A 13,728-nucleotide genomic window follows, 5' to 3' on the forward strand; every position below is an offset into this window, starting at 1 on the left:
CTCAGCACTCCCGCGCCGCCAGCTCCGCGCCCACCGCGCGCAGCGTGGTCAGCAGCGGCGACGGACCGTAGCCTCGACGGACCGCCGCCATCAGGTGCCGGCGCGGTGCGGGCGCCGCGATCGGGCGCAGCACCACGCCGGACGGCAGCGCCGGCTGGGCCAGCCGGGGAATGATCGTCACGCCCAGACCGGCCGCCACCAGCGCCAGTTGGGCGCCGAAGTCGGTCGACGTGTGCACCAGACGGGGCTGGAATCCGGCCTGATGACAGGCCGTCAGGAGCAGCCCGTGGCATGCCGTCCCCGGTGCGGTGATGATCCAGTCGGCGTCCGCGAGGTCGGTCGCCAGGGAGACCTCGGCCCGCTCGGCGAGCGGGTGGCCGACCGGCAGCGCGATCTCGAACGGCTCGTCCAACAGCGGGTGCAACTCGATCCGCGGATGGTCGGGCGCGGGCATGTCGGGGTGCGTCATCACGACCGCCACGTCCAACTCCCGGGCGGGCAGCAGCGGAAGCGCCTCCTCGGTCTCGTACTGGACCACCTCGAACCGCCACCCCGGATGGCTCACCTTGAGCCGGGCCAGCGCCGGCCCGACCAGGCCCGAGATGCCGGACGGGAATCCGGAGATCCGGGCCCGGCCGATCCGCCCGTCGCGCTGCGCCGCGAGGTCGGCACGGGCCTGCTCCAGGCGGGTCGCGATCGCGTCGGCATGGCCGAGCAGCACATGCGCCGCGGCGGTCAGCCGCACCCCGCGGCCGTGCTTCTCCAGCAACGCCGCGTCCGCCTCACGGGCGAGTACGGCGAGCTGTTGCGACACGGCGGACGGGGTCAGATGCAGCGACTGCGCGGCGGCGGCGACGGTGCCGTGCTGGTCGAGCGCGCGCAGGATGTTCAGTCGCTTGAGCTCCATGCAGGAAAACTACCGATTGAGGTCCGGAAAATGTAGATGGACCTGATGGATGGCCGAGCCACACACTTTCGCTCATGACCCGTACCGATTCCCTGTGTGCCGCGCTCGTCAGCGTGATCTGGGGAGTGAACTTCGTGGCGATCGACGCGAGCCTCGACGACTTCCCGCCCTTTCTGTTGGCCGCGCTGCGCTTCGCCCTCGTCGCGTTTCCGGCGGTGCTGTTCATCAAGCGGCCGCGGACGAGTTGGCGGCTGATCATCGGGGTCGGGCTCACCGTCAACGTGGGCCAGTTCGCGTTCTTGTTCAGCGCGATGCACGCGGGGATGCCGGCCGGGCTGTCCTCGGTGGTGATTCAGTGCCAGGCCATGTTCACCGTGCTGTTCGCGGTCCTGATGCTGCGCGAGATCCCGGGGCGTACCCGGCTGGTCTCGCTCGCGGTGGCCGCGGTCGGGATGGGCGTGATCGCGTTCGGCCGGGGGCAGGGCGCGTCCCTGTGGCCGTTCGTACCGGTGATCGGCGCGGGTGCGTCGTGGGGCTTCGGCAACATGCTCACCCGGAAGGCGGGCATCCCGGGCGGCGCGGGTCTGGTGGTGTGGTCCGCGCTCGTCGCGCCACTGCCGCTGCTGGCGCTGTCGCTGGCCGTCGAGGGGCCCGGGCAGGACCTGGACGCACTCACCTCGGCCTCGTGGAGCGGCGTGGGCGGCCTGGCCTTCACCGTCGTGCTGTCCTCCTGGCTCGGCTACGGCCTGTGGTTCGCCCTGCTCGGCCGTCGCTCCGCCTCCGCGGTCGCGCCGTACGGCCTGCTCGTCCCGATCGTCGGCATCCTCGCCGCATGGGCCGTCCTCGGCGAACGCCCGAGCTGGATCGAGGCATGCGGCGCCGCCATCGTCCTCACCGGCATCGCCCTGTCCGGCATACAACGCCGCGCACCTCCCCCGACGCCCCCGCTGCCGTCCCTCACCTCCCCGGAGGCATCCCTCCCGATCCCGACGGCCGGCCCGCGCCCATGACCCGTCACCGCCGGGTCGTGCTCGGGCTCCGCGCTCGTTCGCCGGGACGATCAGCGGCGCCGCAGTGACGGGTCGAGCAGTGCGGGTGGGGTGTCGTTCTTCTCGTGCGGGGCGAGGTCGGTGCCGGGGGCGACGATCGCGTCGATCGCGTCGAGGACGTCGGCGGAGAGAGTGGTGTCCGCGGCGGCGAGCTGCGAGTGCAGATGTTCCGGCGTGCGGGGGCCGATCAGTGCGCTGGTCACGCCGGGGTGCGCGGTCACGAAGCCGAGTGCGAGCCGGATCATCGTCAGGCCGGCCTCGTCGGCGACCTTGGCCAATTGCTCGACGGCGTCGAGCCTGGCCCGGTTGGCGGGGATGGTGGTGTCGAAGCGCTGCGGCATGAACGTCGAGCGGCTGGTGGTGATCTCCCGGCCCCGGCGGATCGCACCCGAGAGCCAGCCGGAGGCCAGCGGGCTCCACACCATCACTCCGAGCCCGTACTGCTCGGTCACCGGCAGGACGTGGGTTTCGATACCGCGCTGCAGGATCGAGTAGCTGGGCTGTTCGGTGACGTAGCGGCTCAGGTGGTGCTCGCGGGCGGCCCACTGGGCTTGCACGATGCGGTGGGCCGGAAAGGTCGAGGAGCCGAAGTGGCGGATCTTTCCCGCGCGCTGTAGGTCGGTCAACGCCGACAGGGTCTCCTCGTCGCTGGTGTTCGGATCCCACCGGTGAATCTGGTAGAGGTCGACGTGGTCGACGCCGAGCCGACGCAGGCTGTCCTCCAGCGCGGTGACCAGCCAGCGGCGCGAGCTGCCCCGGCGATTGCGCTCGTCACCCATGGGCATGGTCGCCTTCGTGGCCAGCACGAGGTCGTCGCGGCGACCCGCGATGGCCTTGCCGACCATTTCCTCCGACTCGCCGCCGCTGTAGACGTCGGCGGTGTCGATCAGGTTGATCCCCCCTTCCAGGGCGGCGTCGACGATGGCGGTGACCTCGTCCTGGGTGGTGCGCCCGATCTTTCCGAAGTTCATCGCGCCGAGCGCGAGAGTGCCGACCTGCACACCGGTGCGGCCCAAGGTGCGGTACTGCATATTCGTGTCTCCTCATCGCGGGTGGCGCGTGGTGCGTGGCATGGCTTGGTTACCGGTCCCCGCCCTGGCATCATAAACAAAGCGGAACCACGTTCCGGAACAATACGGAACAGGGTTCCGCTTTGGCAAGCGGCGGGCGGAAGGAGCGGTGTGGTGAACGAGGGCAACGAGGGCGCGGGGCAGGCGGTCCCGTCCAAACGCAAGGACGCCCGGCGCAACAAGGAGACCCTGCTCGATGCGGCCGCGGCGGTCTTCGTCAGGTCGGGCGTGGACGCGCCGGTACGCGACATCGCGGCCGAGGCCGGCGTCGGGCTGGGCACGATCTACCGGCACTTCCCGACGCGAGCGGACCTCATCATCGCCGTCTACCGGCACCAGGTCGACGCCTGCGCCGATGCCGGGCCGACCCTGCAGGCGGCCGGTTCTTCCCCGCACGCCGCACTGGGGCAGTGGATCGACCTCTTCGTCGATTTCCTGGTGACCAAACACGGACTCGCCGCCGTGCTGCAGGCGGACAACGCGGGCTTCGAGGCACTGCATGCCTACTTCCTCGACCGCCTCGTACCCGTCTGCGCCGAACTGCTCGAAGCCGCGGCCGGCGCCGGCGAGATCCGACCCGACCTCGATGCGTACGAACTCATGCGCGCCGTCGGCAACCTCTGCATCGGCGCCGACAGCGACCCCCGCTACGACGCACGCCGCGTGGTGGAAGTCCTCATCGCAGGGCTGCGCCGACCCCACCACTGACCTCGACCCCCTCGTCCTGTGCGTATCCATCGCCGGCGGGCGGTGGAATCGGTAGCGTTGAGGGGTGGTTTCCGGTGGACCCGAGCGTGGTGTCGTGGGGCTGGAGCGGGCCCTGCAGGGTGTCGTGGAGAACGGGACCGGGGCGGCCGATGTCGTCGGTGCCGCGGCCGCGCGGTTGTTGAAGGTGGTGCCGGCCGACATCTGGTGCGCCGTGCTGCTGGATCCCTCGACGCTGCTCGACACCGGTGGCGTGCACGAGTCGGGGTTTCCGGAGCACGTCATGCCGAGGTTGTTCGAGATCGAGCATGTGGAACAGGACGGGGTCGACAACCTTCGGGCATTGACCCGACGTACGGCGCCGGTGAGTTCGCTGAAGGCGTCCACCGCCGGCGCGATCGAGTCCAGCACGTACTACCGGGACATCCTGCAACCGCTGGGCATGGCCGACGAGTTGCGCATCCTGCTGCGCGAACGCGGGCGTACCTGGGGCCTGGTGGTGCTGTGCCGGTCCACCGACAGTGCGCCGTTCGGCGGCCGGGACCTGGCCACCGCACGGGCGTTCGCGGCGCCCACCACGCGCGCGGTGCGCCGTTCACTCGTGGTCACCGGTACCGACGAGGGATCGGCGCCGGACGGGTCCGGCTTCGTCGTGCTCGACGCCGGCCGGCGCGTGGTCGAGTGCAGTCCCAGCGCCGAGCGGCTGATGGCCCGGCTCGAGGAGGGCGGTGCGGCCGGCCGGCCGAAGTCCTGCCCGTACGCCGTGCACGCGGTGGCTTCGGCGGCGCACGCCGGGCAGGCGGGCGGCACCGCCCGGTCCCAGGTCCGCACCCGCGACGGGCACTGGTTGGCGCTGCACGCCTGGCGGTTGCTCACCGCGCCGGAGCCGCTGACCATGGTCGCGATCGGCCCGGCGGAGCCCGGCATGCTGATCGCGCTGGTACTGGCGGCGTACGGACTCAGCGACCGGCAGCGGCGGATCGCCCAACTCGTCCTGCACGGCCGGTCCAGCGACGAGGTGCTCGCCGAGTTGCACATCACCCGGAACACGCTGAACGACCACCTGGAAAAGATCTTCGACAAGGTCGGCGTACGCAGCCGCCGCGAACTGACCGCCGCGGTGTTCTCCCGCCACTACCTGCCCCGCCTGGGCCTCGGTCCACTCGCCCTGGACGGCCGACTGACCGCCCCGCCGCCCGCCGCTTGAGCACCCCACACCTGTGGGGTATTCGCGGCCGGCGACGCGGGGTTAATGTCCGAGTCGTGGGGCGCGCCGACGGGTGACCGGCGCGCACGGGGAACCGGACACATGCCGAGGCTCGGGGGGAACCGACATGGCACGACGAGGACGGCAATCGATGGCCGCGGCCGCGCTCTCGGTCGGATTGGTTCTCGGCGGGTGTTCGTCGGGTTCGTCCGGGACGCCCGACGCGTCCCGGACGAACGCGAGCACCGAACGCGGCGACACCGGCTCGACCGCGACCGGTGCGAGCAGCCCGACCCCGTCGGGCAGCGGCACGCCATCGGCCGAACGCACCGGCGACGCCCACACGTCGAGTTCGCCCGCGCCGGCCCGAACCACCTCCGCGCCGCGCCCGACCACCACCACCGGCGGCGGCACCTCCGGGCAGGGCGGCCCGAATCGCGGGACGTACACCGTCACCATCTCCGGGCAGGTCGGATCGAACACCTTCCGGCGCACCGGCACCGTGCGGGTACGCGACACCGTCGCCCGGGTGGGCACCACCAACGGCGTCAACGCGGTCGACGTCTGCCTGATCTCCGGCTCGCCCGCCGCTCGGCCCGAGGTCGGCGCGATCTGGCTGGGCAGCAACTCCGCGTGCAACCCCGGCGCGAACGCGGCGAATATGGACATGGGCTACGTGACCGTGGCCGGCTCGAAGGTGACCTTCCAACCGGACCAGCGCATGTCCGCCACTTCGGCCAACCACTTCACCGCCAACGCGGGCCTGACCGCCTGCCCGTACGTCCCGGTCTCCGGCGAGCTGACGGTGAGCGTCGGCAGCACGGGCAGCCTGTCCGGTTCGGTCCGGATCACCGGCTACGGCGGAGCCATGTGCGGCCAGGTCCCCTATCAGGCGACGATCACCGGCGGTTCCGCATAACGAGTGCCCGCATCGCGGCCGTCACCGGGCAGGCCCAGTGGTACGGCTCCGCGACCGGTACGCAGCCCCGAGCCCGGAAAGCGGTCCCGGGCCGGTGCCGCCTCGCTCGTGCCTGCCGTCGCGCCGGCGGAACGTGCGACGACCCCGCGGCCGGTCGTCCCGGCGCGGGGTCGTCACGCGTGCGCGGCGGGCCTCGACGCCCGCCCGCCCACCGCTACTTGCGCTTGTTGATCTCCGCCTCCAGCTGCGGCATCACCTTGAACAGGTCGCCGACCACGCCGTAGTCGACCAGGTCGAAGATCGGCGCGTCCTCGTCCTTGTTGATCGCGACGATGGTCTTCGAGGTCTGCATGCCCGCGCGGTGCTGGATCGCGCCGGAGATGCCCACCGCGATGTAGAGCTGCGGCGAGACCTGGGTGCCGGTCTGGCCGACCTGGTGGCTGTGCGGGTACCAACCGGCGTCGACCGCCGCGCGGGAGGCGCCCACGGCCGCGCCGAGCGCGTCCGCGACCGACTCGATCACGTGGAAGTTCTCCGCGCCGTTGACGCCGCGGCCACCCGAGACCACGATGTCGGCCTCGGTCAGCTCGGGGCGGTCGGACTTCTCGCGCGGGGCGCGCGAGACGACCCTGGTGCCGGTGGCCAGAGCGGTGAAGTCCACCGTCACGGCCTCCACGGCGGGGGTGGCCGGGGACTCCTCCGGAGTGGCGGCGTTGGGCTTGACCGTGATGATCGGGGTGCCCTTGGTGACGTGCGCCTTGACCTGGTAGGTCGCGGCGAACACCGACTGCTCGGTGACGGGGCCGTCGGCGCCGGCCTCGATGTCCACCGCGTCGGTGATCAGGCCAGACTCCAGGCGCACCGCGACGCGCGCCGCGATCTCGCGGCCCTCGGCGGAGGAGGCGACCAGGATCGCGCCCGGCTCGCTGCTCCCGGCGATTTGGGTCAGCGCGTCGACGGCCGGGGCGACGAGGTAGTCGTCGACCTCGGGGGCGTCCACGACGTAGACCTTCTGCGCGCCGTACTTGCCCAGCGTCTCGGTGGCGCCCTCGGCGCCCTTGCCCAGGAAGACCGCGGACGGCTCACCGAGGCGGCGGGCCAGGGTCAGCAGCTCCAGGGTCGGCTTGCGGACCGCGCCGTCGGCGTGGTCGACGAGAACGAGAATCTCGGCCATGTGGGGTTCTCTCCTTGTCCGGTCAGCCCGGATTTCTCCGGCCGGGTTGCGATGCCCGGTCGCCCCGAGGAGCGACCGCAAACGTGTCGAAACAGTCCGGTGCTGCCGACCGACTCAGATGAACTTCTTGGCGGCGAGGAACCCGGCCAGCTGCACGCCGCCCTCGCCCTCGTCCTCGACGACCTCGCCCTTGGCGCGCGGCGGGCGCTTGGTCGCGGTGTCCACGATCGACCATGCCGCGGACAGGCCGACCTGGTCCGACTCGATGCCCAGGTCGTCCAGGTCCAGCGCTTCCACGTTCTTCTTCTTGGCCGCCATGATGCCCTTGAAGGACGGGTAGCGGGCCTCGCCGGTGCGGTCGGTGACCGACACGACGGCGGGCAGTGCGGCCTCGATCAGCTCGGTGGCCACGTCGCCCTCGCGACGGCCCTTGACGGTGCCGCCGCCCTTGACGGTGGTGCCTTCGACCGTGACCTCGTCCAGGTAGGTGACCTGCGGGACGCCCAGACGCTCGGCCAGCATGGCCGGTACGACGCCCATCGAGGCGTCGGTGGAGGCCATGCCGCAGATGACCAGATCGAAGCCGGCGCGCTCGATGGCCTTGGCCAGGATCAGCGAGGTACCCAGCGCGTCGGTGCCCGCGATGTCGTCGTCGTTGACGTGGATGGCGTTGTCGCCGCCCATCGCCAGCGCCTTGCGCAGCGCGTCCTTCGCGTCGTCCGGACCGACCGTCAGGTACGTGATCTCGGCCTCGACGCCGGACTCCACGATCTTGAGCGCCTGCTCGATCGCGTACTCGTCCAGCTCCGACAGCAGGGAGTCGACCGACTCGCGATCGGTGGTGCCATCGTCGTTGAAGCCCCGGTCCCCGGTCGCGTCGGGTACGTACTTCACGCAGACAACGATTTTCACAACAGTTCTCCTGTGGTCGTCCGGTCACCCAGGTGCCGGTCCGAGGGTGTCATGCCCGTCGACGGGGGCGGCGACAGGCCCACGGTTCCGGCCCCGAGATCCATCAATCTCCGCGCCACGATGCCACGCCCGCGCGAGGGCGCACGCGTGACACAGGGCACATTCAGTTCTGACGGTCCGTCAACTTCTGCTTCGAGAGTACGCGGTCCCGGTAAAGCCGCTGACCACCGACCCGGCCTCGATCCCTCGACACCTCGCGAAGCACCTCCCGGAGCGCCCTTCGGACGGCTATGTTACCGGAGAGTAATAGGAGCCTAGTGCCGGCCGCTCACACTTGTCACCGGTGCGGGGACCGAACGAGAGCAAGGTCACCGGGGCGCCCAGCTCGGCGGCGACGAATTCCGGCCACTGCGCCGGCGCGGGCGCAGCCCGCAGTACCGGCCGCGCGGCGAACATGTGCCCGGTCAGCCGCTCGGCACGCGCGAGGTCGGGCACCGGGCCCACCGAAGGTTCCACGCCCTCGTACGACCCGGCCACGGCCACGCCCGCGCGCCCGAGGACATCCGCGTGGGTGAGCGCCAAGCCGTGCACTCCCCCGCACACCGCGACCGCGTACCGATGCGCCGGCACGTCGAAGTGGCCGACCCGGAAGGCGCCCTGCCACCGCCCGGTCCCGTTGTGCGGGTCCGGCAGCGCGGCGGTCAGCGCCGCGTCCTCGGTGGGCAGCGGCCCCGCGCCGTGCCGCGTCGTGTAGGTGCGCAGCACGCCGAGCCGGTACAGCGCCTCGCCCGCCTCGGCGGCCAGTGTCTCGGCGTTCGCGAAGGTCGTGGTCGACCACGTCGTGTACGGATGGAACCCGTGCCACTCGTCCAGCAGCACACCCTGCGCGCCCTCGAAGACCACCGGGCCGCCGCGCAGCAGCTCGCGCGCGTACGCGCGATCCACCATCCGCACCGCCCGCCCGAAGCCCAGGAAGGCCGCCACGCACGCCGACACGTCCGGACCCAGGGGTGTCCCGAATTCGGCGCTCAGCGCGTCCCGTACGGCCGTCAACCGGCGGCGCAGCAGCCCCGGCGAGGCGCAGTCCCCCACCCGCGGCGCGTCCTGCGGGTGGGCCAGCGCGAACGCCGCCGTCTCGCCCACCCCCATCCCGCACGACCCGTGCCGGTGCGCCCCGCGCGCCAGCTCCCGGGCCCGGTTGGCCGCCGCGTGGTACGGCGTGGTCAACAGCGCCTCCCGGTCCGCGGTCAGCAGCGCGAGCGGCTCGGGCACGCCGAGCGCGCGCAGGTGCTCGGCCTCGGCGGCCAGCGCGAGCGGGTCCACCAGCATGAACCGGGACAGATGGGTGCGGGTGCCCGGGGTGAAGGTGCCGGAGCCGAACTGGGCGAACGTGTGGTGCCGGCCGTCGTCGGTGACCACGTTGTGCGCGGCCTGCGCACCGCCGTTGAAGCGCACCACGGCGTGCACCGGCTGCCCCTCCTCGCGCGCTCGCGCGCACAACCGGTCCACCGTGGTGCCCTTGCCCGCGTCGCCGAACCCCAGGTCGACGACCGCGATATGACGTGGTGTCACAGACGCGGGGTGCCCGCGTCGCCGGTGCCGTCCAGCCCGGGCAGCGAGCCGGAGACGGCCACCCCGCCGCCGGTGCGGGCGTAGGAGGCCAGCGCCTTGGAGACGTTGGCGACCTGCGCCGTGGCGCCCACCTCGCGCAGGTGCTCCAAGCCCTCGTCCAGGTCGATCGCGTCCTCGGCGAGGCCGATGGTCAGCGCGATCGTCTCGCAGACGCCGTCCGGGTCGTCGAGTTCGATCACGTTCTGCCGCAGCAGGCCCTTCCACTCGCCGAGCACCTCGGCGTCGCCCACGTAGGACGAACCGGCCGGGAGGATGTAGTAGACCTCGTACACGCGCTGCAATTCGGCCAGGATCCGCTCGATCGGTATGTCCTCGGCGAGGTCGTCGCCGATGAATTCCTTCACCTCGGCGCGGCGCACCTTGCGGTAGGGCATCTCGTCGCCGATCACGAACAGGTAGCCGCGCTTGCCGCGCTTGTCGTGGCAGTCGATCGAGGTGTGCCGGGCCATGAAGTACAGGGCCAGTTCGTACGATTCGCGCTTTTGCCCGCCGCCGCCGCCCTCCAGAAGGATGTTGCCGAGCTGGTCGTCCATCCGGTTGTCCGACTCGAACTGACCGATCTGCAACGGAACCCGATCGCAGGTCGCGTCGCCGATCGCGCCGAACATGATCTGCGGGTCCTGCACGTAGCCCTTGCGCAGCAGCAGGCCGAACAGCTCGGGCAGCTTGGTCTGCAGGGTCTGCGGAACCCGCAACATCGAACCGGTCACGTCGAAGAGCACCGAGATGGCCAGCGACGTGGGGTGCTCGTCGCTGTCCCGGCTCTCGCGCGTGCCCGCCTGCCCCGGGTCCAGGTCGTCGTGCGCCTTCCAGGCGCTGTGCGGCGTGCTCCGCTTGGTGACGTGGTCGTAGTGGAACGCACTGCGGCCGGCGGCCGCGTTGTAGCTCTGTGCCGCGTCGTAGACGTTGGTGGACCAGTTGCCACTGCCCATGGTGCTCACTCCCCGATCAAGGCGTTGGGATCTGTACGCGGGGTCGGCCGTGCGGGCCGACCCGGCGCTATACGGAATCGACCGGCTTGGCGCCGGTGCGGGCGGTGCCGGCGCCGGCTGCCGGGCCCTTGGACTCGCGGCGCGTGGGCATCGCGAACGGCCGGAAGCGGCGCGGGCCGTAGAGCTTGCCGAGCAGTTCGTCCAGTTCGCCGAGCAGCTTCCACGCGTCGTGCGGGCGACGGGCGGGAGCGGGCAGCGAGCAGCCTCGGGCGAAGCGCAGCAGCGGCTTGGGCGCGTCCGCGGCGAGCAGGCCGGTCATGCACCGGGTCGCCATGTACACGTCGGCGGCGGTCTCCGGCGGCTGCTTGCCGGGGATCTCCGGCGGATACAGGTCCGCGTGCCGATCGATCATCGCGGGCACGTGCTCGACCGCCTTGGCGCGCAGGATCGCCTCCGGCCGGTCGGCGTCGCCCGGGCCGTCGAGCAGCACCGAGTAGCACCAGTCGACCAGGACCAGTCCGTGCTCGCGCGGGTGGATCAGCACGTGGTCGGGGGTGATCGCGCCGTGCACGACGCCGGCCCGGTGCGCGTATCCGATCGCGACCAGCAGGCGGCGCCACATCCAGGCCACGTCGCGCGCGTCCAGGCCGTCCGGGTACGCCTCGCGCACCTCGGTCAACGAGCGGAAGCCACGCACCCGTTCGAGTACGTTGGCGCGCCGCTCGACGCCGCTCTTGGCGTCCCGGTGCCGGAAGGTCTCGATCAGCCGGGGCACGTAGTTCGCGTACTGGGGGTCACCCTCGCGGGCGATCCGCTCCAGCGCGGTGGCCTCGCGCTCCATCAGGTCGTTGTCGCTCACCGATCGCGGCAGCTTGAGCAACGCCCGTGCCTCGCCGTCGTCCTCGGCCCGGTAGCCGACCTTGTACAGCGTGGCGATGTCGCCGCTCGCGCGCTCCTCGCCGACCGAGTAGACCCGGCGCTTGGTGGTGATCACCACCTGACGACCGGTCACGCCGGTGATGTCCTGCTGATAGCGGTTCCACAGCTCGCCCAGGTCGGTGAACGCGCGGGCGGCCTCGGCTCGTCGATCGGTGGGCGCGGTGTCCGGGTGGAGCAGGCGGGCGAGTTGGCGGTAGGTGCGGTTGCCGGCTCGCAGGCATGCCTCCGGTGTGCCGTCGTAGGGCCCGAAGACGCCCTGCGGATCCGGCGCGCCGCTCAGCAGGTCGAGCGCGGCCGCGAAGGTCGTGGGGGTGGTCGAGGTGGTGCCGGGCGTCCTTGTCATCGGGAGTCCTCCTCCGGGGACGGGCGCAGCAGCGCCGGGTGCAGCAGACGTGCGGGGCCCGCGCGGTACAGCCGGGCGCGGCGACCGCCGCGAGCCCCGCCGCGCGCGGTGGTGGCGCCGGTGTCCTCGACGAAGCCGGGCACCGACAGCACCTTGCGATGGAAGTTGCCGGCGTGCATGGGCTGTCCCCACACCGCCTGGTAGACCTCGCGCAGTTCGGTGATGGTGAACTCCTCACCCGCGAACGCGGTGGCCAGTGGTGAGTATTCGAGCTTGGCGCGGGCGCGCTCCAGGCCGTCGGCGAGGATGCGCGCGTGGTCGAAGGCCAGCGTGTTCGGATCGACCTCGGCGACCGGCACCCACGACGCGTGTGCGGCGTCGCCGCCGGCGGTCGGGTCGGGCAGGTCCGGCGCGAAGGCCAGGTGCGCGACCGAGACCACGCGCATCCTCGGATCGCGCCCGGGCGCGCCGTAGGTGCCCAGTTGTTCGAGGTGGACCCGGTCGAGCCGGGCACCGGCGGCGAGCCCGGTCTCCTCGGCCAGTTCGCGCTCGGCGGCCTCGCCGAGGTCCTCCTCGTGCCGGGTGCCGTCCGCCCCGTCCACCGGCCGCACGAAGCCGCCGGGCAGCGCGAGTCGGCCCGCGAAGGGCATCTCGCCGCGCCGCACGAGCAGCACGTGCAGTGCCTTGGGCGGATCCTCGCCGGTGCCGTCCGGGTCGGTGTCCGCCCGGCCGGCGCCGCCGAGTCGGCGAATCGTCAGCGCGACGATGTCGACGGTCACCGCGATCGGGTCCCAGGCTCTGGGATCGTAGGACGCGAGCCAGTCGCGTTCGGTGGTGGCGGTGTCGGCCATGTCGCACTTCCCTCCGATGTGCCTACTGCGATGCACGTCCGACGCGGCCCCGGCGGTTCACGTTCCCGACACCGACTCGACGGTTGTTCTCCGAATGAGATGTTCTTAGGTTGAGAACAACATACACCGCGACCCGAACACCGGCGAGGGGGTTATCCCTCGAAGAGTCGCCTCCCTCTGGTAGGCATGGGCGATCCATTCGCCGCCCGCGTGCGGGCCACCGGCGGCGGCCCCGAACACCCGAGCAGATGCGGAGAAGGTGGCATGTCCGATATGACCGGTCCCGACATGAACGCCGTCGTGGGCGAGCAGGACCTACTGCTCGTCACGCTCGACGCGCTGCGCTACGACGTGGCCGTCGAACTCGCCGCGGCCGGCCGGCTGCCCAACCTCTCCCGGGTCCTGCCCGAGGGCGGCTGGCAGCGCCGGTACACCCCGGCCAGCCTCGCCTTCGCCGCGCACACCGCGTTCCTGGCGGGCTACCTGCCCACCCCGGCGGAGCCCGGCCCGCATCCGCGCCTGTTCGCCGCCCGGCTCGGCGACACCGAGTCCACGAACGCGCACACGTGGCTGTTCGACACCCCGGACCTGCCCAGCGCGCTGACCAAGGCCGGCTACCACACCGCCTGCATCGGCGGCGTCGGCTGCTTCGACAAGCAGGGCGCGCACGACTCGGTGCTGCCCGGCATGTTCGCCGAGAGCCACTGGGACCCCGAACTCGGCGTCACCTCACCGATCTCGTTCGAAGCCCAGGTCGCCCGCGCCGAACTGGTGGTCGGCGGCCTCGACCCGGATCGCCGGCTCTTCCTGCTCGTCGACGTCGCCGCCATCGCCCAACCGAACTGGTTCCACACCCCCGGCGCCACCGCCGCCGACGGCGACAACCGCGACACCCACGCCGCCGCGCTGGAGTACGTGGACCGGCACATCGGCCGGCTGTTTCGCGCGATGAGCTGCCGCAGGCCCTGCTTCGCGATCGTCACCGGCGACCACGGCACCGCCTACGACGAGCGCGCGGAGGCCGGCCGCGAGGTGGTGTGGACCGTCCCCTACGCACACTTCACGATGAGCCCCGGCGAGTGGTGAGC

General features: G+C 71.7%; 13 protein-coding genes. 5 read left to right on the forward strand and 8 right to left on the reverse strand.

Annotated features, from left to right (window positions below; all coding sequences use genetic code 11):
• Position 1: 1 nt before the first annotated feature.
• Complete coding sequence (locus tag A3IC_RS0116965; RefSeq protein WP_020551244.1) at positions 2–907, reverse strand: LysR family transcriptional regulator; 906 nt, start codon at positions 905–907, stop codon at positions 2–4.
• Between the two features lie 74 nt (positions 908–981).
• On the opposite strand from A3IC_RS0116965, the gene A3IC_RS54915 reads away from it, so the two are divergent.
• Positions 982–1,917 carry an EamA family transporter gene (locus tag A3IC_RS54915; protein ID WP_020551245.1) on the forward strand — a complete coding sequence of 312 codons (936 nt, stop codon included), beginning with the start codon at positions 982–984 and terminating at the stop codon, positions 1,915–1,917.
• 50 nt (positions 1,918–1,967) lie between these two features.
• Here the strand turns inward: A3IC_RS54915 and A3IC_RS0116975 are convergent, their stop codons facing one another.
• On the reverse strand, positions 1,968–2,987 hold the full coding sequence (locus A3IC_RS0116975; protein ID WP_020551246.1) for an aldo/keto reductase: 1,020 nt from the start codon (positions 2,985–2,987) through the stop codon (positions 1,968–1,970).
• A 150-nt stretch (positions 2,988–3,137) separates the two neighbouring features.
• Here A3IC_RS0116975 and A3IC_RS0116980 point away from each other — a divergent pair, with 150 nt between their 5' ends.
• The 3 genes from A3IC_RS0116980 to A3IC_RS0116990 all read left to right on the forward strand — a co-directional run bounded on the left by A3IC_RS0116980 (position 3,138) and on the right by A3IC_RS0116990 (position 5,857).
• Positions 3,138–3,734, forward strand: coding sequence for a TetR/AcrR family transcriptional regulator (locus A3IC_RS0116980; protein WP_020551247.1), 597 nt, complete (start codon positions 3,138–3,140; stop codon positions 3,732–3,734).
• Between the two features lie 64 nt (positions 3,735–3,798).
• Complete coding sequence (locus A3IC_RS54920; RefSeq protein ID WP_158695977.1) at positions 3,799–4,938, forward strand: helix-turn-helix transcriptional regulator; 1,140 nt, start codon at positions 3,799–3,801, stop codon at positions 4,936–4,938.
• 127 nt (positions 4,939–5,065) lie between these two features.
• Positions 5,066–5,857 carry a hypothetical protein gene (locus A3IC_RS0116990; protein WP_158695978.1) on the forward strand — a complete coding sequence of 264 codons (792 nt, stop codon included), beginning with the start codon at positions 5,066–5,068 and terminating at the stop codon, positions 5,855–5,857.
• A 214-nt stretch (positions 5,858–6,071) separates the two neighbouring features.
• Here the strand turns inward: A3IC_RS0116990 and A3IC_RS0116995 are convergent, their stop codons facing one another.
• The 6 genes from A3IC_RS0116995 to A3IC_RS0117020 form a co-directional block, all read right to left on the reverse strand.
• Positions 6,072–7,031, reverse strand: coding sequence for an electron transfer flavoprotein subunit alpha/FixB family protein (locus A3IC_RS0116995; protein ID WP_020551250.1), 960 nt, complete (start codon positions 7,029–7,031; stop codon positions 6,072–6,074).
• A gap of 114 nt (positions 7,032–7,145) precedes the next feature.
• Complete coding sequence (locus A3IC_RS0117000) at positions 7,146–7,925, reverse strand: electron transfer flavoprotein subunit beta/FixA family protein (RefSeq protein WP_020551251.1); 780 nt, start codon at positions 7,923–7,925, stop codon at positions 7,146–7,148.
• Between the two features lie 306 nt (positions 7,926–8,231).
• Complete coding sequence (locus tag A3IC_RS0117005; protein WP_020551252.1) at positions 8,232–9,515, reverse strand: adenylosuccinate synthetase; 1,284 nt, start codon at positions 9,513–9,515, stop codon at positions 8,232–8,234.
• A complete protein-coding gene (locus A3IC_RS0117010) occupies positions 9,512–10,507 on the reverse strand; it encodes a hypothetical protein (RefSeq protein WP_020551253.1) in 996 nt (331 codons plus the stop codon). The genes A3IC_RS0117005 and A3IC_RS0117010 overlap by 4 nt, the downstream gene beginning before the upstream one ends.
• Positions 10,508–10,574: 67 nt before the next feature.
• A complete protein-coding gene (locus tag A3IC_RS0117015; RefSeq protein ID WP_020551254.1) occupies positions 10,575–11,789 on the reverse strand; it encodes a lipopolysaccharide kinase InaA family protein in 1,215 nt (404 codons plus the stop codon).
• Positions 11,786–12,640 carry an NUDIX hydrolase gene (locus A3IC_RS0117020; RefSeq protein WP_020551255.1) on the reverse strand — a complete coding sequence of 285 codons (855 nt, stop codon included), beginning with the start codon at positions 12,638–12,640 and terminating at the stop codon, positions 11,786–11,788. The genes A3IC_RS0117015 and A3IC_RS0117020 overlap by 4 nt, the downstream gene beginning before the upstream one ends.
• 288 nt (positions 12,641–12,928) lie before the next feature.
• Here A3IC_RS0117020 and A3IC_RS0117025 point away from each other — a divergent pair, with 288 nt between their 5' ends.
• The gene (locus A3IC_RS0117025; RefSeq protein ID WP_169400932.1) at positions 12,929–13,726 is read left to right on the forward strand and encodes an STM4013/SEN3800 family hydrolase; all 798 of its coding nucleotides are present in this window, start codon (positions 12,929–12,931) and stop codon (positions 13,724–13,726) included.
• The last annotated feature ends 2 nt before the right edge of the window (positions 13,727–13,728 follow it).

This window comes from Embleya scabrispora DSM 41855, assembly GCF_000372745.1.
Classification (GTDB): domain Bacteria; phylum Actinomycetota; class Actinomycetes; order Streptomycetales; family Streptomycetaceae; genus Embleya; species Embleya scabrispora.